Source organism: Microbacterium hydrocarbonoxydans (genome assembly GCF_011752045.1).
Lineage (GTDB): Bacteria > Actinomycetota > Actinomycetes > Actinomycetales > Microbacteriaceae > Microbacterium.
In genome coordinates, this window is record NZ_JAAKXW010000001.1 from 263,329 (window position 1) to 281,713 (window position 18,385).

The 18,385-nt window shown below is 71.2% G+C and carries 21 protein-coding genes; 8 read left to right on the forward strand and 13 right to left on the reverse strand.

Annotated features, from left to right (window positions below; all coding sequences use genetic code 11):
- Positions 1 to 68 precede the first annotated feature (68 nt).
- Genes G6G98_RS01315 through G6G98_RS01325 form a run of 3 tightly spaced genes read left to right on the forward strand, consistent with a single transcriptional unit; the run spans position 69 to position 1,928 of the window.
- On the forward strand, positions 69 to 656 hold the full coding sequence (locus G6G98_RS01315; RefSeq protein WP_164233839.1) for a biotin transporter BioY: 588 nt from the start codon (positions 69 to 71) through the stop codon (positions 654 to 656).
- Positions 646 to 1,338 carry an energy-coupling factor ABC transporter ATP-binding protein gene (locus tag G6G98_RS01320; RefSeq protein WP_164233838.1) on the forward strand — a complete coding sequence of 231 codons (693 nt, stop codon included), beginning with the start codon at positions 646 to 648 and terminating at the stop codon, positions 1,336 to 1,338. Before G6G98_RS01315 ends, G6G98_RS01320 begins: the two co-directional genes overlap by 11 nt.
- On the forward strand, positions 1,335 to 1,928 hold the full coding sequence (locus tag G6G98_RS01325; protein ID WP_067352440.1) for an energy-coupling factor transporter transmembrane component T family protein: 594 nt from the start codon (positions 1,335 to 1,337) through the stop codon (positions 1,926 to 1,928). Before G6G98_RS01320 ends, G6G98_RS01325 begins: the two co-directional genes overlap by 4 nt.
- 39 nt (positions 1,929 to 1,967) lie before the next feature.
- On the opposite strand, the gene G6G98_RS01330 is transcribed toward G6G98_RS01325, so the two are convergent.
- Complete coding sequence (locus G6G98_RS01330; RefSeq protein ID WP_164233837.1) at positions 1,968 to 3,365, reverse strand: DUF3100 domain-containing protein; 1,398 nt, start codon at positions 3,363 to 3,365, stop codon at positions 1,968 to 1,970.
- Between the two features lie 30 nt (positions 3,366 to 3,395).
- Positions 3,396 to 4,619 carry an amidohydrolase gene (locus tag G6G98_RS01335; RefSeq protein ID WP_164233836.1) on the reverse strand — a complete coding sequence of 408 codons (1,224 nt, stop codon included), beginning with the start codon at positions 4,617 to 4,619 and terminating at the stop codon, positions 3,396 to 3,398.
- A 114-nt stretch (positions 4,620 to 4,733) separates the two neighbouring features.
- Between G6G98_RS01335 and G6G98_RS01340 the strand changes: the two genes are divergently transcribed.
- A complete protein-coding gene (locus G6G98_RS01340) occupies positions 4,734 to 5,756 on the forward strand; it encodes an Lrp/AsnC family transcriptional regulator (protein ID WP_164233958.1) in 1,023 nt (340 codons plus the stop codon).
- On the opposite strand, the gene G6G98_RS01345 is transcribed toward G6G98_RS01340, so the two are convergent.
- The 4 genes from G6G98_RS01345 to G6G98_RS01360 form a co-directional block, all read right to left on the reverse strand.
- Positions 5,668 to 7,029, reverse strand: coding sequence for an acyltransferase family protein (locus G6G98_RS01345; protein ID WP_164233835.1), 1,362 nt, complete (start codon positions 7,027 to 7,029; stop codon positions 5,668 to 5,670). The two genes, G6G98_RS01340 and G6G98_RS01345, sit on opposite strands and share 89 nt — an antisense overlap.
- A gap of 97 nt (positions 7,030 to 7,126) precedes the next feature.
- Positions 7,127 to 7,798 carry a response regulator gene (locus G6G98_RS01350; RefSeq protein WP_067352419.1) on the reverse strand — a complete coding sequence of 224 codons (672 nt, stop codon included), beginning with the start codon at positions 7,796 to 7,798 and terminating at the stop codon, positions 7,127 to 7,129.
- A complete protein-coding gene (locus G6G98_RS01355) occupies positions 7,795 to 9,030 on the reverse strand; it encodes a sensor histidine kinase (RefSeq protein WP_164233834.1) in 1,236 nt (411 codons plus the stop codon). Before G6G98_RS01355 ends, G6G98_RS01350 begins: the two co-directional genes overlap by 4 nt.
- Before the next feature lie 5 nt (positions 9,031 to 9,035).
- On the reverse strand, positions 9,036 to 9,710 hold the full coding sequence (locus tag G6G98_RS01360; protein ID WP_164233833.1) for a DedA family protein: 675 nt from the start codon (positions 9,708 to 9,710) through the stop codon (positions 9,036 to 9,038).
- 146 nt (positions 9,711 to 9,856) lie between these two features.
- Between G6G98_RS01360 and G6G98_RS01365 the strand changes: the two genes are divergently transcribed.
- The 3 genes from G6G98_RS01365 (at position 9,857) to G6G98_RS01375 (ending at position 12,816) form a co-directional block, all read left to right on the forward strand.
- Positions 9,857 to 11,455, forward strand: coding sequence for an ABC-F family ATP-binding cassette domain-containing protein (locus tag G6G98_RS01365; RefSeq protein WP_067352408.1), 1,599 nt, complete (start codon positions 9,857 to 9,859; stop codon positions 11,453 to 11,455).
- A 104-nt stretch (positions 11,456 to 11,559) separates the two neighbouring features.
- On the forward strand, positions 11,560 to 11,994 hold the full coding sequence (locus G6G98_RS01370) for a cupin domain-containing protein (protein WP_067352405.1): 435 nt from the start codon (positions 11,560 to 11,562) through the stop codon (positions 11,992 to 11,994).
- Positions 11,995 to 12,036: 42 nt separating this feature from the next.
- Positions 12,037 to 12,816 carry a hypothetical protein gene (locus G6G98_RS01375; RefSeq protein WP_164233832.1) on the forward strand — a complete coding sequence of 260 codons (780 nt, stop codon included), beginning with the start codon at positions 12,037 to 12,039 and terminating at the stop codon, positions 12,814 to 12,816.
- Positions 12,817 to 12,819: 3 nt separating this feature from the next.
- On the opposite strand, the gene G6G98_RS01380 is transcribed toward G6G98_RS01375, so the two are convergent.
- From G6G98_RS01380 to G6G98_RS01395, 4 genes are read right to left on the reverse strand one after another with little or no spacing between them, the layout of a single operon-like run.
- Positions 12,820 to 13,632, reverse strand: coding sequence for an SURF1 family cytochrome oxidase biogenesis protein (locus G6G98_RS01380; protein ID WP_164233831.1), 813 nt, complete (start codon positions 13,630 to 13,632; stop codon positions 12,820 to 12,822).
- On the reverse strand, positions 13,629 to 13,823 hold the full coding sequence (locus G6G98_RS01385) for a hypothetical protein (RefSeq protein ID WP_164233830.1): 195 nt from the start codon (positions 13,821 to 13,823) through the stop codon (positions 13,629 to 13,631). Before G6G98_RS01385 ends, G6G98_RS01380 begins: the two co-directional genes overlap by 4 nt.
- Positions 13,820 to 14,182, reverse strand: coding sequence for a DUF3099 domain-containing protein (locus tag G6G98_RS01390; protein ID WP_164233829.1), 363 nt, complete (start codon positions 14,180 to 14,182; stop codon positions 13,820 to 13,822). The genes G6G98_RS01385 and G6G98_RS01390 overlap by 4 nt, the downstream gene beginning before the upstream one ends.
- Before the next feature lie 50 nt (positions 14,183 to 14,232).
- Positions 14,233 to 14,826 (reverse strand): DUF4190 domain-containing protein, encoded by a 594-nt coding sequence (locus G6G98_RS01395; RefSeq protein ID WP_164233828.1) that lies wholly within the window; start codon positions 14,824 to 14,826, stop codon positions 14,233 to 14,235.
- 135 nt (positions 14,827 to 14,961) lie between these two features.
- On the opposite strand from G6G98_RS01395, the gene G6G98_RS01400 reads away from it, so the two are divergent.
- Entirely contained in the window at positions 14,962 to 15,672 is a 711-nt protein-coding gene (locus tag G6G98_RS01400) for a beta-ketoacyl-ACP reductase (protein WP_067352386.1), read from the forward strand.
- 18 nt (positions 15,673 to 15,690) lie between these two features.
- Here G6G98_RS01400 and G6G98_RS01405 read toward each other — a convergent pair whose 3' ends face one another.
- The 3 genes from G6G98_RS01405 to glgC are packed head-to-tail and all read right to left on the reverse strand — an operon-like array spanning position 15,691 to position 18,349.
- Positions 15,691 to 16,389 (reverse strand): alpha/beta fold hydrolase, encoded by a 699-nt coding sequence (locus G6G98_RS01405; protein ID WP_164233827.1) that lies wholly within the window; start codon positions 16,387 to 16,389, stop codon positions 15,691 to 15,693.
- Positions 16,390 to 16,421: 32 nt separating this feature from the next.
- Positions 16,422 to 17,057, reverse strand: coding sequence for a phosphoserine phosphatase SerB (gene serB, locus G6G98_RS01410; RefSeq protein ID WP_067352379.1), 636 nt, complete (start codon positions 17,055 to 17,057; stop codon positions 16,422 to 16,424).
- Positions 17,058 to 17,107: 50 nt separating this feature from the next.
- Positions 17,108 to 18,349 (reverse strand): glucose-1-phosphate adenylyltransferase, encoded by a 1,242-nt coding sequence (gene glgC / locus G6G98_RS01415; RefSeq protein ID WP_164233826.1) that lies wholly within the window; start codon positions 18,347 to 18,349, stop codon positions 17,108 to 17,110.
- Between the last annotated feature and the right edge of the window lie 36 nt (positions 18,350 to 18,385).

An 18,385-nucleotide genomic window follows, 5' to 3' on the forward strand; every position in this document is an offset into this window, starting at 1 on the left:
TATAGTGAACACCGTTCAGGTGAACAGTGTTCAGGAGGCGGGACCTCCGATCGATCAGGGATGGAAGCATGGAACTGCAGCGTGGCGACCTCGGTCGCGAACTGGCCAGGGTCGCGATCTTCGCGGCGCTCATCGTCGTCCTGGGGATGGTGACGATCCCGCTGCCGAGCGGCGTGCCGATCACCGCCCAGACGCTCGGCGTGATGCTCGCCGGTGCCGTGCTCGGCCCTCGGCTCGGTCCGCTCTCCGTGGCGCTCGTGCTCGCGCTGACTGCGCTGGGGCTCCCGGTTCTCGCCGGCGGCCGCGGCGGACTCGGCGTGTTCGCCGGTCCCAGCGCCGGCTACCTCGTCGGATGGATCTTCGGCGCCCTCGTCATCGGGCTCATCGTCCATGGCGGTCGCATCACGTGGTGGCGGACCGCCCTCGGCGCCGTCGTGGGCGGCATCCTCGTCGTCTACCTCTTCGGCATCCCGGTGCAGGCGCTGGTGCTGGGTGTCGACCTCGGGCCGACGGCGCTGTCCTCGCTCGCGTTCCTGCCGGGCGACCTGCTCAAGGTCGCGGCGGCCACGGCGCTCACCCTCGCGCTGCGCCGGGCGTACCCGCGCGCGTTCGGAGCGCACGTCGCGCAGATCCCCGCGGCGTCGCGTGCAACCTGACACTGCCGTCGCCTCGATCGCCGTCGAGGGCGTGTCGGTGCATCGAGACGGACGGCCGATCCTCCGGGACGTCAGCATCCGGCTCACCGCGCCGAGGGTCGCCGTGATCGGCGCGAACGGCTCGGGCAAGTCGACGTTCGCGCGGCTGCTCAACGGCCTCGTGACGCCGAGCTGCGGCCGCGTCGTCGTGCACGGCCTCGACGCCGACCGCGACCGTGCGGCACTGCGGCGCCGCGTCGGCTTCGTGTTCACCGACCCGCAGGCGCAGATCCTGATGCCCACGGCGGCTGAGGATCTCGCGCTGTCGCTGCGCGGCCTCGACCGGGCGGAGGTCGCGCGACGGGTGGAGGGCGCCCTGGCCGCGCACGGGCTCGCCGAGCGGGCGGACATCCCGGCATCCGATCTCTCGGGCGGTCAGAAGCAGCTGCTCGCCCTGGCGTCGGTGCTGATCACGGAGCCGGCGCTCCTCGTAGCCGACGAGCCGACGACGCTCCTCGACCTGCGCAACTCCCGTCGCGTCGGCGACCTGCTGCTCGCGCAGGACGCCCAGCTCGTTCTGGTGACGCACGACCTCGAGCTCGCCGCACGCTGCGATCAGGTGGTGCTGTTCGAGGACGGTGAGGTCGTGGCATCCGGCGACCCCGTCGCCGTCATCGAGGCCTATCGGAAGCTCTGCGCGTGATCAAGCTGTATCGCCCCGGCACCGGCATTCTGCATCGCCTGCCCGCCGCCGCGAAGCTCGCAGGTCTCGCCGTCTCCGCGCTCCTGCTCTCGGTGTGGCCGCACGATGCCTGGACCGTCGGAGGCGCGCTGCTCATCGTGTGCCTGCTGTATGCGATCGCCGGGCTCCCGGTGCGCGTGCTCGCTGCCGAGGCGTGGCGGCTGCGGTGGCTGGTGCTCATCCTCGCCACCGCGCTGTGGATCTTCGTGGGCCCCCTCGCCGCCTGGATCAGTTCGGCCAGGCTCGTCGCACTCGTGCTGCTGGCGAGCCTGCTGACGATCACGACCCGGATGGCCGACCTGCTGTCGGTGCTGCTCCGGATGCTGTCGCCGCTGCGCAGGGGAGGGGTGGACGTCGACTCCGTCGCGATGACCGTCTCGCTGACGATCACGATGATCCCGGTTGTCGCCGGATTCGCAGAGCAGGTGCGCGACGCACAGCGGGCGCGCGGGCTGCGCCCGGGTCTCCGCGGGATCGTGCCGCTGCTCGTGCGTACCCTGCGGCACGGCGACGACGTCGGAGACGCCCTCGCCGCTCGCGGACTCGTGTGAGCGCGCGGGCGGCGAGGGCGGGCGGCGGGAGCGGGCGGGTCAGCCGATCGCGCCGAGGACGGCCTGCGCGACGAGGACCGAGAGGAGGAACGACGCGGCGATCGCGACGAACCCGACGGGGATGATCTTCCAGCCGATGCTGCGCAGCATCGGCAGGTCCTTGCCGAGGCTGAGGCCGGCGAAGGTGAGCACGAAGGTGGTGATCGACAGGAAGTCGACCGCGTGCACCATCTCCAGCACCCAGGCGCCGAAGGGCATGAACGGCGCCGTCGAGAGGATGCCCACCGTCATCACCGTGACGATCGCGGGAATGCGGCCGCGCGAGAGCTTCGACAGGCCGATCGACAGCAGCACGATCGCGGTGATGAGCGCGTAGCCGACGAGGACCATGGGGTTGAACGCCTTCGTCGCGACGGAGCTGAGGATGATGCCGACGCCGACGATGATGCCGAGGGACGTCCACAGCGGCATCGTGACCGGCGACTTGCCGATGAGGCGGGCCACCTTGATCTGCGTGGTCGTCGGCTCGAGCTCTGCGGTGCCGACATCCGATCCCTCGGCCTCGGCCTCAGCCGCGACCGCACGGGGGATGCGACGCGCCACGGCGCCGTCGCGATCCCGGGTGAGCAGCCGGTAGAGGCGCTCTGCGAGTGGCAGGGCGACCCAGACGCCGACATAGAGCCCGAGCACGACGGTGATGAGGTTCGAGGTCGCGGCGAGGGCGAGGACCTCCTGCTCCAGCTCGGGGTGGCTCGCGGTGACGGCGGCAGCGGCGGCGGCCATCATCGAGCCGGATCCGACGCCGGCGCCCATGGCGAGGGCACGGGGGTCGAAGATGCCCAGGGACGCAGTGACGGACGCGATCAGGCTCACCAGCAGCGCACCGAAGATCGTGCCGAACACGTACATCGAGAGGACGCCGCGGTACTGCGGGGAATCCGCGCCGTAGCGCTCGCTCACCATGGCGAAGGAGGTCTCGCGGTCGATCGAGAACGTCGCGCCGATCGTCGCAGGACCCATCTTCAGCAGCACGGCGAGGGGCAGCGCCAGAGCGATCGTGCCGAGCAGGTGCCCGACCTCCTGGAGCAGGAGCGCCGGGCCGGCCTGGAACACCAGCGGCAGCTGCGGGCCGATCTCGAAGGACAGCCTGGTGCCGAGGACGAGGACGCCGACACCCATCAGGGTCGTGGCCGCGTGCTGGAGGTCGACGGGGAAGGGCTTCAGGCGCTGACCGGACACGATCGCACCGGCGATGAGACCCCAGATCATCGGGAGCAGGGTCACCGAGGCGATGCCGATCGGGATGACGAGGGGGCCGATGAGCTGTGCGCCGGCGGCGAGCACGACCGCGAAGGCGATCAGGATCCACAGCTGCGGCGAGGCGATCGTCAGGCGCAGCTGCGTCGCTGCGTCCGTGCTGCGGGTGGTTTCGGGCATGGGGTTCTCCGTGGTCTCGGGTGGTACGGATCAGTGGGCGATGGTGATGCGGGTCGCGCCGTCCGGGCGCTCGGCGCGACGACGGAGGAGGTCTGCGCGGAGCACCGGGTCGAGGGCCGCGTCCAGGGCGGTCCAGGCCAGCAGCAGCCCGCCGTCGATGGCGGCGTCGTCGGCGGCGGGGGTCGCGGCCGCGGCGGTGAAGTCGGGGTTGTGGGGCACCGCATCCTGGCCGAGGAAGGCGATCATCGGATGGATGCCGGGCACGACCTGCGTGACGTTGCCCATGTCGGTCGACCCGCCGGTCAGGCCCTGCGCGGGGGAGGGCGTCCGTCCGCGGGCCGGCATGTTCGCATCCCACAGCCGGGCGAGATCCGGGTCGCTCACGACCGGTGCATAGAAGTTCTCCGTGGGCTTCCAGGACCAGTTGCAGCCCGTCGCGATCGCCGCGCCCTCGAAGCAGGACAGCACGCGCTGCTTGGTGTAGCGCCAGACGTCGAGGTCCGCCGCACGCACCTCGGCCTGCACGACGGTGCGGTCGGGGATGATGTTCGTCGCCTCGCCTCCGTGCGAGACGAAGGCGTTGATGTTGACGCCGGGACCCATGTGCTGACGGTAGAGCGCGATCGCGCTGAGCGCGAGGGTGGCGGCGGCGCCGGCGTTGATGCCCTTCTCCGGGGCGGCGGCCGCGTGCGCGGTCAGGCCGGTGTACTCCACCTCGAAGCGCTCGACCGCCGTGGACTGGAAGGCGTCGGCCGCGAAATCCTGTCCGGTGAAGCCGTGCACCATCATCGAGAGGTCGCTGTCCTCCCAGGCGCCGGCCTCGAGGAGGGCCACCTTGCCGCCGCCGTGCTCCTCGGCGGGCGTGCCGAGGAGCTTGACGCGGAGCCCTGCGGCCTCGGCGACGGGCGCGAGCGCGAGGGCGGCGCCGACGCCCGCCGTCGCGATGACGTTGTGGCCGCAGGCGTGGCCGACCCCGGGGAGCGCGTCGTACTCCGCGCAGAGGGTGACCGTGAGGTCGCCGCTGCCGTAGGTCGCCTCGAACGCCGTGGGGACCCCGTACGCGCCGACCTCCACCGCGAAGCCGGAGTCCTCGAGCACGGCGGCGATCCTCGCGACCGCGCGGTGCTCCTCCCAGGAGAGCTCGGGGTCCGCGTGGATGGCGTGGCTCAGCTCGATCAGCTGTTCACGCCGCGCCTCGATCTCCGATTCCGCCCGCGCCTTGAGGGACGCGGGGTCGGTGGTCTGCGCTGTCATGGGGTTCCTTCGGGGTCCGGATGCCTCCGCGGCGGTGCGAAGCTGGAACCAGTGTGAAGAGGTCAGGACATCAGCGGCAGATTCTGCACGGAAAATGCGGGATGATTGCGTGTGATGCAGGAATCAGTGCTGGATGCCGTGGATCGCCGGCTTCTCAACGCGCTCCAGGTCGAGCCGCGGGCGAGCTGGAGCGCGCTCGCGCCGGTCGTCGGAGCGGATGCCGCCACGCTGTCGCGGAGGTGGCGGCGCCTGGAGGAGGACGGCGTGGCCTGGGTCACGGGCCGTCTCGGCGCGCCGACGCCGGAGGGTGCGGCGCTGATCGAGGTCGAATGCGACCCGCAGCGCATCGCCGAGACCGCGGCGGTCCTGGCGGAGGATCCCGAGGTGTTCGTCCTGGATCAGACCGCCGGGTCGCGCGACCTGCTCGTGACGGTGGCGTGCGGCACCCAGGACGCCCTCGCCGCCTACGTGACCGGGCGGCTCGCCACGCTCCCAGGGGTCCGCTCGCTGCGCACCCATGTGTGGATCGACCTGTTCTTCGAGGGAGGGGACTGGCGTCTGCGCACCCTCTCCCGGGAGGAGATCGCGGCGGTGCCCTCGGCGCCGCGCCCGCGTCCCCGTGCGGCGGCCGCCGTGCCGCCCCGCGTCCGGGAGATACTCGCGTACGAGCTCTCGATCGACGGCCGCGCATCCGCGACGGCGATCGGCCACCGCTGGGGAGTGAGCCCGCAGCGCATCACCGACGCGATCGCCGTGCTCCGCCAGACCGGGGAACTGCGTCTGCGCGCCGACATCGCCCGCCGCTGGTCGGAGTGGCCGGTGTACGCGTGGTACTTCATCGAGGCGCCGGCCAGCCTCGTCGAAGAGCTCAGGGTCGCGCTGAAGAAGGTGCCGCAGATCCGGCTCGCGGCGCTCACTGCGAGCCGGTACAATCTCATCCTCGCCGTGTGGGTGCGCGACCTGCCCGCCATCCATGCGTTCGAAGTGGCATTCGAGCGGGCGGCTCCCGGTGCGCGCATCCAGGACAGGTCGCTGGTCCTGCGCATCGTCAAGCACATGGGGCGCATCCTCGACGACCGCGGGCAGGCCACCGGGCGGACAGTGCCGCTGGCCCCGAGGCCCGACCCCTCCGGCTGACCGGCTCTTGTTCACGGGCGAGTCGCAGCGCCGCCGACATCGCCAGCACTGCGATCAGCGCCGTCCACACCGTCGTTCCGAACACCAGGAGGAGCACCAACGAGCCGCCGCCGGTGAGGACCGCACCGAGCAGGCGCCGAGGCGCCCGGGTCGCATCCCGTACCGGCTGGGACTCGAACCGCGCGAAGGCGAGGGCGGCGAGCGCCGTCAGCGCCAGGGCGACGGCCAGCCACAGCGGCCGCCCGAGCCACCACTCGACCCCACCGGGCGCGGGAAGCCCGAGTCCGGTGACGAGCGCGAAGACCGCGGACGTCCCCGCCATCGTGAGCAGCACGGGCATGTGCCAGAGATAGATCGTCATGGTGCGGGCGTTCACGAACGCGGAGAACGCCGCGATGCGCGGGCGGCGGGCGAGACGGGCGATCGGCGCGCGGAAGAGGGAGACGGCGGCGAGGTGGGCGATGCCGACGAGCAGCAGCGCGCCGGTCGGCGGGTTGATGCTCGCGACGAGGTCGGGGGACCACAGCCCGCCGGCGACGCCGAGGGCGAGCACGGCGATGGCGGCGAGGCCCGCGACCGCGCGCGTGCGGCGGGACAGGCTGTCGACTCTGCCGTCGGCGAGGAAGAAGCCCGCCTGCTGCAGAGCGAGCCAGACGAACGCGAGGTTGAGGTAGCCGAGCCCCTCCGTCCCCGTGACGGCGCGCAGCGCGTCGACGGCGAGCGCCGCGGCGGCGAGGCCCGCGATCGTGCGCAGCGGCATCCGGTCGTGCGCGGCGACGAGCAGCGGGAGCAGCGACTGCGCGAGGAGGTACACCGCGAGGAACCACAGCGGCTGGCTGTAGCGGAAGGAGGCGACCGCGACGAGCGCGGGATCGATCCCGCCGAGGAGCAGCATCGCCTGGAGGGCTCCCACGACGCCGACCGCGACGAGCGACGGCCCCAGCAGCCGCTGGACGCGGCCGGCGATGAAGCCGGAGGAGGAGCCGCCCCGTGCCCTCAGCCGCCGGAGGGCCAGGAGGCCGGAGAACCCGCCGATGACGAAGAACAGCGGCATCACCTGCAGCATCCAGCTCACCGGGATGATCCACCACGCGCCCTCGCTCGCGTTCGCGAAAACCGGGCCGGCATCGGTGATGGTGACGCCGACCATGATCGCGTGCAGCAGCACGACGCCGGTGACGCAGAGCGCCCTGACGAGGTCGATCACGACATCCCGTCCCGCGGGGGCGGGACGGGATTCTGCGGCGAGCGGCGGTGCCTGGACGATGGCCATGGGTCCTCCTCTGGAGCGGTGTCCGAGGAGACTATGGATGCGGTGCGCCGGAAGGCATCCACCCGGGGGACGGTGTCGCCCCCTACTGCGGTGTGAGTCAGGAGGCCGGCTCGACGAGGCCGGTGTCGTAGGCGAGGATCACCGCGTGCACGCGGTCCCGCAGGCCGAGCTTCGACAGGATCTTGCCCACGTGCGTCTTCACGGTCTGCTCGGCGATGAAGAGGTCGCCGGCGATCTCGGTGTTGGAGCGGCCACGGCCGATGAGGACCAGCACCTCGCGCTCCCGGTCGGTGAGGTCGGCGAGGGCGGTCTCCGTGTGCCGAGCGCGCGGGCGGCGGCCGGCGAACTGCTCGATCATCCGGCGCGTCACGCTCGGGGCGAGCAGGGCGTCGCCGCCCGCGACGACGCGCACGGCGTGCACGAGCTCCTCCGGCAGCGCGTCCTTCAGGAGGAAGCCGCTCGCCCCCGCCTCCAGCGCGTCGTAGACGTAGTCGTCGATGTCGAACGTGGTCAGCATGAGGATCCGCGGGACGTGCGCTGCGGGATACCCGGGGCCGAGGATCCGGCGGGTGGCCTCGATGCCGTCGAGCTCCGGCATCCGCACGTCCATGAGGATGACGTCGGGATCGAGGCGTGCGGCCATCGTGACCGCCTCCGCTCCGTTCGCCGCCTGCCCGGCCACGCGGATGCCCTCCTGCGCGTCGAGGAGGGCGGCGAATCCGGCGCGGACCATCGCCTGGTCGTCCGCGATGAGGACGCTGATCGTCATGGGTTTCCTTCCGGCGGAGAGGACGGATGCCGGGGGAGCACGGCCGAGACCATCCAGCCGCCGTCCTCCGGGCCGGCCTGCACGGTGCCGCCGAGGACGGACGCCCGCTCGGACATCCCGCGCAGCCCGTGGCCGCGCACGCCCGCCGGGCGATCGCCGTCCGGAGAGACGGGGTTGCGGATGCCGAGGGTGACCGCGGCGTCGTCGGCGGTCACCGAGACGGTGACGGGGGACCCGGGGGCGTGCCGGACGGCGTTGCTGATCGCCTCCTGCACGATGCGGTAGGCGGCGATCTGCGTGGCGGGGGCGACGTCGCCGTCCACGGCGTGCGCCAGCGCGACAGAGGCCCCTGCTCGGCGGGCGGTCTCGACGAGCGCGGGGATGTCGTCGATGCCGCGCTGGGGAGCGAGCTCGGCCGCGTGGTCCTCGGTGCGCAGGACTCCGAGGATGCGGCGCATCTCGGTCAGCGCCCCGCGGGCGGAGGCGGCGATGTCGTCGAACTCCACGGCCGCCTCCGGCTGCAGGTCCGGCACCCGGTAGCGCGCCGTCGCTGCCTGCACCTGGATGAGAGACATGCTGTGCGCCACCACGTCGTGGAGCTCGCGGGCGATGCGAGTACGCTCCTCGACGAGCTCGCGGCGGGCCTGCTCCTGGGCCGTGTGCGCGCGCTCGCGGGTCAGCTCGTCGCCGAGGCGCAGGCGGCCGGCGAGGAGCACGGCCACGAGGTACAGGCCGCCGACGACGGAGGTGGTGACGATCAGCGAGTTCGCACTCGGGAAGACGGGGAGCATGATCGCGGCGCTGAGGCCCGCTGCGCTGCCGAGCGCGAACTGGAGGAGACCCTGGCGCCAGCCATGCTGGAGTGTGAGCGCCGAGACGGCTGCCGCGAAGGCCAGGAGCATGGGCACAGACCACGGCCACGGGGCCGCGACCGCGTCGGCCCTGGGCACGGTGAGCGGCAGCAGCAGGGCGGCTCCGGTGAACAGGATGATCGCGAGGGCAGGATGACGCGCCGAGACGAGGGGTGCTGAGACGGCCGCCGCGCCGAGCAGCATCGTGACGGCCACCGGGCTGCCGTAGGCGGACGCCTGGAGGGGCACCAGTACCGAGTACAGCGTGACGGCCACGACCGCGAACACGACCGTCATCGCCGCGCGGCGATCCCGCAGCCAGGCCGGTCGCCGGCGTTCCCGAGGTCCGCGCTTCCGCGTCCTGCGGGTCTTCACGGCCATGGGTGTCATCCTGCCACCTCGATCCGGCGAAGTCGGCTTTCCTCCTCGCTCTCCGTCGGACGGCTGTCCACCGCGGAGGGCGAGGAGGCTGACCGGCGTCGCAGCGCGGCGACGCGTTCGATCACGATGCCGATGAGGAGCGCGAACGCGATGCCGAGCACCGCGCTCATCAGCGGCTGGTCCTCGATCCAGGACCCGGCGAGGATGCCGATCGTCGCGCTGTACGCCGCCCAGGTGATGCCGGCGATGACGCTGAGGGGCAGGAAACGGCGCCAGGGGTAGCGCAGGGCGCCGGCGGACATGTTCACGGCGACGCGTCCGACGGGGATGTAGCGGGCTCCCAGGATCAGCGGGGCGCCGCGGTGCAGGAGCGTCCGCTGGGCGCGGTCCACTGCGGCGGCGGCCCGTGGTCGCCGCATCCACGCCCACCGCCGCACGCCGAGCGCCCGCCCGATCGCGTACGCGATGTTGTCTCCGATCACCGCGCCGGCAGCGGCGACGACGCACAGCAGCACGATGTCCGCGTCGCCGGAGGAGGCTGTGACCGCGGCGGCGGCGACGAGGACCGTCTCGCTGGGGACGGGCGGGAAGAACCCGTCGATCATCGCGGTCGCGAACATGACCAGGTACAGCCACGGGGAGGAGGCGGCCTGCATGATGAGCTCGTTGATGACGTCCACTCTCCGACGCTACGAAGGCGACGGCGGGTCGCGCATCACCCTGAGGTATGGTCCGCCTCATACCTCAGAGGGTCTTCAGCACCGCGATCTATACTGAGAGGCTGGCCCCTCGGCCGATCCCACCCCCTGACGAACGGACAACCGCTGTGCTCGCCGTGCACGAACTCGAGATCCGCGTTGGCGCGCGCCTGCTCATGGAGGACGTCTCCTTCCGCGTCGCCGACGGCGACAAGATCGGGCTCGTGGGCCGTAACGGCGCCGGCAAGACGACGCTGACCAAGGTGCTCGCGGGAGACGTGCTGCCTTCTGGCGGCAACGTGACCCGCTCCGGAGAGCTCGGGTACCTTCCGCAGGACCCGCGCTCCGGCAATCCCGAGGACCTCGCCCGCACCCGCATCCTGGACGCGCGCGGTCTCGGCCAGCTGCACATCGGCATGACCGAGGCATCGCTCGCCATGGGCTCGGACGACCCTGCGGTGGCGGCCAAGGCGATGAAGCGCTACGCGCGCCTGACAGAGCAGTTCGAGGCCCAGGGCGGGTACGCGGCCGAGGCGGAGGCGGCGTCCATCGCCCACAACCTCTCGCTGCCCGACCGGATCCTCGACCAGCCGCTGAAGACGCTCTCCGGCGGTCAGCGCCGCCGCATCGAGCTCGCCCGGATCCTGTTCTCGGATGCCGGGACGATGATCCTCGACGAGCCCACCAACCACCTCGACGCGGACAGCGTGGTGTGGCTGCGCGAGTTCCTCAAGGGCTACAAGGGCGGGCTGATCGTGATCAGCCACGACGTCGAGCTCGTCGGCGAGACCGTCAACCGCGTGTTCTACCTCGACGCGAACCGCCAGGTCATCGACATCTACAACATGAACTGGAAGAACTACCTGCGTCAGCGGGTGGCCGATGAGGAGCGCCGCAAGAAGGAGCGCGCGAACGCCGAGAAGAAGGCGACGACGCTGCAGCAGCAGGCTGCGCGTTTCGGGGCCAAGGCGTCCAAGGCCGCGGCGGCTCACCAGATGCTCGCCCGGGCGGAGAAGCTGCTCGCCGGCCTGGAGGACGTGCGCCAGGAGGACCGCGTCGCGAAGCTGCGCTTCCCGAAGCCGGCGCCCTGCGGCAAGACCCCGCTGATGGCCTCCGGCCTGTCCAAGTCGTACGGCTCGCTGGAGATCTTCACCGACGTCGACCTGGCGATCGACCGCGGTTCGAAGGTCGTCGTCCTCGGTCTCAACGGCGCCGGGAAGACCACGCTGCTGCGGATGCTCGCCGGCGTCGATCAGCCGGACACCGGCCAGCTCGAGCCAGGGCACGGCCTGAAGGTCGGGTACTACGCACAGGAGCATGAGAACCTCGACGTGAGCCGCTCGGTGCTGGAGAACATGGTGTCGGCGGCGCCGCACATCACGGAGACCGAGGCGCGCAAGGTGCTCGGCTCCTTCCTGTTCACCGGCGACGACGTACTCAAGCCTGCAGGCGTGCTCTCCGGCGGTGAGAAGACCCGGCTCTCCCTCGCGACGCTCGTGGTGTCTTCGGCGAACCTGCTGCTGCTGGACGAGCCGACCAACAACCTCGATCCCGCCTCCCGCGAGGAGATCCTCGGTGCACTGGCCCACTACGAGGGCGCCGTGGTGCTGGTCTCGCACGATCCGGGTGCCGTGCAGTCGCTCAATCCCGAGCGCGTCCTCATCCTCCCCGACGGCGTCGAGGACATCTGGAGCCAGGAGTACCAGGACCTCATCGAGCTCGCCTGACGCGCCTCGCCCTGCTGGAGGCGTGGCATAGTCGGGAGGGCGTGTGGCGCCGTGCCGGGGGCGGCTCGTGGCGGCGTCGCGCCCGACGAGAAGGAGGAGCAGGCATGAGCGGATATCAGGTGGTCGAGATCGGCGCCCTCGACGAATGGCGGTCGCATCACGGCGGGTTCGATGCGGCGCGCTCGCGAGACGGCCGGCGGGTCGTGGACCACGAGCTGACGATGCAGTACATCGGGATGACCGCGAACGCGCTCGTGCCGGGGGAGGAGGCCGGCTACTGGCACGTGCACTCCCGCGTGGAGGAGCTGTACGTCTTCCTCGCCGGCCGGGGGCAGATGGGGCTGGACGACGACGTCGTCGAGGTCGGCCCCGGCACCGTGATCAGGGTCGGGCAGGGCGTCGCCCGTACCTGGCGGGCCAGGCCGGACAGCCAGGGCGAGCTGCGCTGGCTCTGCATCCGCGCGGGCGGCGAGGAGCTGCCGCATCTCCCGGACGACAGTGCGCGACTGCCCGACAAGCCGATGCCCTGGCAGGACTGAACCCGTCGCGCCCGGTGTCGGCGGGGCATGAGAGCATGGCGCGTGACCAACAGCCTCGAGCCGCTTCCTCCGGCGCCTGAATGTGCCCCCGACGTCGACGACGACTTCTCCGGAGGTCTCGATCCTGCGCTCTGGGTGCCCCATTACCTCCCGCACTGGACGACGCCGGAGCGCTCGGAGGCGCGGTTCTCGACCGACGGCGAGGGCCTCGAGCTGCGCATCGACGCAGACCAGCCCGACTGGCGTCCGGAGGACGCCCCGCTGCGCGTGTCGAACGTTCAGACCGGGACGTACTCGGGGCCTGTCGGGTCGTCGCGCGGGACGCACAGGCACCGTCCGGACGGCCTCCTGGTCCGCACCGAGACCCCCGAGCGGCTGCTGTTCGCGCCGAGGAGCGGCCGCGTCGACGTCACGGTGGCAGCGAGCACCGATCCGGGCGCGATGCTCGCAGTCTGGCTCGTCGGGACCGAGCACCGGTGCGGGGAGGAGTCCGGTGAGATCTGCGTCTTCGAGATCGACGCCGAGGCGATCGACAGCAGGACGACCGCCCGCACGGGCGTCAAAGCCCACCACGATCCTCGGCTGACGACGGACATGAGCGAGGTGGTGCTGCCGTTCGCCGCCAGCCGATCGCACACGTGGACGGCGATCTGGGGCGACGGGGAGACGGTGATCGGCTGCGAGGGTCTCGTCCTGCGCCGCATCCCGCAGGCACCCGACTATCCGCTGTTCCTCCTCGTCGACCTCTTCGAGACCGGAGGCAGGAGCGAGGCGTATCCGAAGACGGCGCGAGTCACCCGCGTCCGGGCGTGGGGATCCTGACCGTCAATGCGTGTCGAGGAGCTCGTCCTCGGCGTCGGCATCCGCGTCGCGCCGTCGCGGGCGCTTCGGAGTCGCCGCCGAACCCTCGAGCTCCTCACGATGCTTCACGATCTCGGTGCGGATGATGTAGCCGATGAACACGAAGCCCATCAGGGCGAAGAGGATCCACTGGATCGCGTACGAGAGGTGCGGCCCCGGATCCTCCGTCGGGGAGTCGAAGCCGCCGAGGACGGTCGAGGCCGCCGGGTCCTCGCCGACCAGCTGACCATAGGCGCCGGTGATCAGATCACCGTCGACGAGCCCGTCGACCGTCGGCAGATGGATCGTCGGGACCTGCCCCTCCGGGGCGCCGCGACCCGATGCCGGGAGCTGCTCGCCCGGGCGCAGCCGCACGGTGATCTCGACCTCGCCGGGCGGCGGGGCCGGCACGGCATCCGGCGCGTCGCCGTCGCCCGGCGGCACCCATCCGCGATCGACGAGGAACAGCCGTCCGTCGGCGTCGAGGAAGGGGACCAGCACCTCGAAGGCGCTCGTGCCGCCATGGGGGCGGTTGCGGACGAGGACCTGCTCCTCTGCCAGGTACTCGCCGTTGAGCGTCACCGGAAGCCACTCGTCGTCAGGATCCAGGCGTCCGTCGGCGCCGATGCGCTCTGCCAGGGGGACCGGCTCCGCATCGTAGTTCTGCTCGACGAGGGCGATCTGGTCTGCACGGGTCTCGTTCCGCTCGAACTGCCAGTTCGACAGGAAGGCGCATGCCACCGCGAAGCCGATCGCGATGAGGACGTAGACGCCCCATCGCACCACCCGTGGGCTCATGCGGGCAGGCCTTCGCGCACCGACACCGGGAAGTCCCGGGCCGCCAGGTAGTCGCGGAGGAAGTCGACGTGCTCAGGGCATGCGAGCCAGACCTTCTCGCGCTCCGGCGCGTGGATGCGCGGATTGCGCCACACGACCTGATGCGTCGCCGCGCTCCGGCAGCCGGCGCGGGAGCACTCCAGTGCCGTCACTCGGAGTCCTGCCGGTTCTCGCGGATCGTGAAGATCCGTGGATCCTCGGCGACGGCGTCCTGCACGACCGGTGCGGCCGGAGCCGGCGGCGCCTCGAGCTCCTGGACGGGGGATTCCGCGGTGACCTCGGTGCTGTCGCTGCCCGCGTTCGCGAACACCACGGCGATGTACGGGAGGACTGCGGCGGCGATGGCGAAGACCCAGGTGTACCAGCCGTACGGCTGCACGAGCACCATGAGACCGAAGCAGGCGATGCGGATCGTCATCGTGATGGCGTAGCGGCGCACGCGATGGTCGGCCTCGTCCTGCGGCGACTGCGGCAGGGAGGTCACGGCGGGGACCAGACGCTTGCTCTTCACGGTGCTTCCAGCCTACGCCGGAACAGGAGGCGCGGGGTGCCGGGAGGAGCTCAGCTGTTGAAGAGGAACGGCAGCGTGAAGGCGCCGAGGAAGACGGCGCCGATCACGATCGCCACGACGGTGAAGACCAGGAACGCGCACCCCACGTAGCCGGTGATGAGGCCGGTGATCGCCATGCCTCGGCCGCCGAGTCCCGGGGTCCGCCGGAGCTGGCGCAGTGCGAGGTGACCGGTGATGACGGCGGCGACCGAGATCAGGATCGGGAAGATGGCCCAGAAGAGGAGAACGCTCAGCACGAGGCCGGCGATGCCGCAGATCAGGGAGGTGATCGCCAGGCCGCTGTTCGGACGAGGAGCCGCGTACGCGGGTGCGCCGTACGCGGTGAAGCCGGGTGCCTGCTGCTGCGGGGCGACGGCTCCGTACTGGGCCTGCGCGGGCTGGGCCTGCGCGGGCGCTGCAGCAGCGCCGTACGCAGACGGCTGTGCACCGTACGCCGGAGGTTGTGCGCCGTAGGCCGGCGCCTGCGCGGGGTACGACGGCGCCGCGGGGACGACGGGCGTCGCACCGGGGTACGGCTGGACGGGCTGCGCGGCCGGAGCCGGAGGCTCGTCGCCGAGGGGAGAGGGGAGGCTGCTGTCGCTCACGCGGGACCCTTTCGTCTCCTTCAGCGTTTCAGCAGCGCGGTGTTCTGTCAAACCTCGCGCGGTCCGCGACGGGCATCCTCGATAGGATCTCCAGTGACCCGGAACCGGAGTGCACCGGCCAGATCAGGAGTGGAAATGAGTTCTCAGCGCGTCGTCCTCGTCACCGGAGGCAACCGGGGCATCGGCCGGGCCATCGCCGAGCGGTTCGTCCGCGACGGCTACAGGGTGGCCGTGACGGCGCGCAGCGGCGAGGGCCCCGAGGGCACGCTTACCGTGCGTGCGGACGTGACGGACGCCGCCGCGATCGACGCCGCGTTCACCGAGGTCGAGCAGCAGCTCGGCCCGATCGAGATCGTCGTCGCGAACGCGGGGATCACCAAGGACACCCTGCTGCTGCGCATGAGCGAGGACGACTTCGACAGCGTCGTCGCCACCAACCTCGGTGGCACCTTCCGCGTCGTCAAACGCGCATCCAAGGGGATGCTTCGCGCCCGCTTCGGCCGCGTCATCCTCATCTCCAGCGTCGTCGGCCTCTACGGCTCCGCCGGGCAGGTCAACTACTCGGCGTCCAAGAGCGCGCTCGTGGGCTTCGCGCGATCGCTCACCCGCGAGCTCGGGGGCCGCGGCATCACCGCGAACGTGGTGGCCCCCGGTTTCATCGAGACGGACATGACCGCCGAGCTCCCCGAGGAGACGCAGAAGCAGTACAAGGCGAACATCCCGGCCGGACGCTTCGCCACCCCGGACGAGGTCGCAGGAGTCGTCACCTGGCTCGCCGGAGACGACGCCGGCTACATCTCCGGCGCGGTCATCCCGGTCGACGGCGGACTCGGCATGGGGCACTGACCCGCACGCTCATCCTCGTCAGCGCGTGATCGCGGCGTCGATCAGCTCCGCGAGCCGCGCCGGCACGGAGAACTGCGGCCAGTGCCCCGACCCGATGCGCACGACCTCGGACTGCGCGATGGCCCGGAACTCCTCGGCGTAGGGCGGCCACTCCGCGAGCATCCTCTCCACAGCCTCCCGATCGGCGCCGCCCATCAGCAGCGTCACCGGAACGCGATGACGGCCGCCGTGGTCGCTCAGCGAGATCGCGTCCGTCGGCACCCTGGCGGGGACGCTGTGCGTGAGCGCGGCCGTGCGCGACCTGGTCGCCTCGTCCAGGTCATGCACGTCCTCGTCCGGGAAGAAGTCCCAGCCCGGGAAGGGGATGACGCCGTCGACGACGTCGAACTCGCTGATCCCGAAGCCGGGCGGCGGGGGAGCCGTGTCGACGAGGATCACGCGGACGACCCGGTCGGGGCGCGCGTCGGCGACCCCCCAGGCGACGTTGCCGCCTCCGCTGTGGCCGACCACGGCGACCGGCCCGTCGATCGCGTCCACCTCCGCGACGGCGGCGGCCACCCAGTCGGCGATGCTGATGTCCGCGGACTCCTCGGCGGGCGCGCCCACGCCGGGCATGGTGAGGGGATGCACGCGATGACCCGCCCGCTCCAGAGCGGGGGTCACGTCGCCCCAGCTGGAGGCGTCGAGCCAGAGACCGGGGATGAGGATGATGTCCATGCCCCGACGCTAGCCGGGGCATCCGACATCCGCTATGGAAGCAGTGCGATGACCTCGGAGAGGTCCTGCGGACCGATGACGAGGCTCGCCGCGGCGCGGACGGCCGGCTTCGCGTTGAAGGCGAGCCCCAGTCCCGCCACCGCCATCATCTGCAGATCGTTGGCGCCGTCGCCGATGGCGATCGTCGCGTGCGGTGCGACGCCGAGCTCGGCGGCCCACTCCTGCAGGGAGGCGGCCTTGGCCGCGGCATCCACGATCGCGCCGTCGACCCGTCCGCTGAGCGCGCCGTCGGTCACCTCGAGCCGGTTGGCGCGCCAGCGGTCGACGCCGAGCCCGGGGGCCACGTCGTCGAGGATCTCGTGGAACCCGCCGGAGACGACGCCGACGACCCCGCCCCGCTCGTGCACGGCTGCGGTGAGTCGCTGCACGCCCGGTGTGGGCTCGATGCGCGCGCGCACCCGGTCGAACGCCGTGACGGGCACGCCCTCGAGGGCCGCCACCCGCGTGCGGAGACTCGTGGCGAAGTCGACCTCGCCGCGCATGGCGGCCTCGGTCGCGGCCTGCACCTCCTCGCGCCGCCCCGCCTCGTCGGCGAGCAGCTCGATCACCTCATTGCGGATGAGCGTGGAATCGGCATCGAGGACGACGAGGAAGCGCGCGGCGGTCACGGCTTCGAGCCTAGCGACCGTCGCAGGGCCCGAGTCGCCGCGTGACGCGCTCAGCGATCGACGTGGACGCCCTTGCCGACGACCGTGATCCCGGATTCGGTGACGGTGAAGCCCCTGGCGAGGTCGCGCTCCCGGTCCACGCCGACCGTCGCGCCGTCCGCGAGGACGACGTTCTTGTCGAGGATGGCCCTGTGCACGCGCGCGCCCGCGCCGACGCGGACATGGTCGAACAGCACCGAATCGGTGATCGTCGAACCGCCGCCGGCGAGTATCCACGGCCCCACCACGCTGCGCTCGAGGTGCGTCCCGGAGAGCACGCAGCCCAGCGACACGATCGAGTCGATGGCGTTGCCGATGCGCCCGACGGAGTCCCGGACGAACTTCGCGGGCGGGGAGTTCACCGCCTGCGAGTGGATCGGCCATTCCATGTTGTACAGGTTGAAGATCGGGAGCGTGGAGATGAGATCCATGTGGGCGTCGAAGAAGGAGTCGATCGTGCCCACGTCCCGCCAGTACGAGCGGTCGCGCGGCGAGGAGCCGGGGACGTCGTTCTGCTTCATGTCGTAGTAGCCCGCCTCGCCGCGCTCGACGAAGTAGGGGACGATGTCGCCGCCCATGTCGTGACCGGAGGTGGGGGACTCGCCGTCCGCCTCCACGGCGGCGATCAGCGCGTCGGCGTCGAAGATGTAGTTGCCCATCGAGGCGAGGACCTCATGGGGCGAGTCCTCCAGGCCCTGAGCATCCGTCGGCTTCTCGAGGAACTGCTTGATGCGGCCGGACTCCGTGTCCGCGTCGATGACGCCGAACTGGGAGGCGAGAGCCAGCGGCTGACGGATGCCGGCCACCGTGGCCTTCGCACCGGACTCGATGTGCGCGTCCAGCATCTGCCGGAAGTCCATCCGGTACACGTGATCGGCGCCGATCACCACGACGATGTCGGGCTTCTCGTCGTTGATGAGGTTCAGGCTCTGCAGGATCGCGTCGGCGGAGCCGGAGAACCAGCGCTTGCCGAGTCGCTGCTGGGCGGGCACCGAGGCCACGTAGGAGTCGAGCAGAGCGGACATCCGCCAGGTCTGCGAGATGTGACGGTCGAGGCTGTGGGACTTGTACTGGGTGAGGACGACGATCTGTCTGAGCCCAGAGTTTATGAGGTTCGAGATCGCGAAGTCGATCAATCGATACTGTCCGCCGAAGGGCACTGCAGGTTTTGCGCGATCAGCCGTCAGGGGCATGAGTCGCTTGCCCTCGCCGCCGGCGAGGATGATGCCGAAGATCTTCTTTGGAGCGGACATGGGTCCACCCTAGAGGGCGAATCCCATCGTGTACTA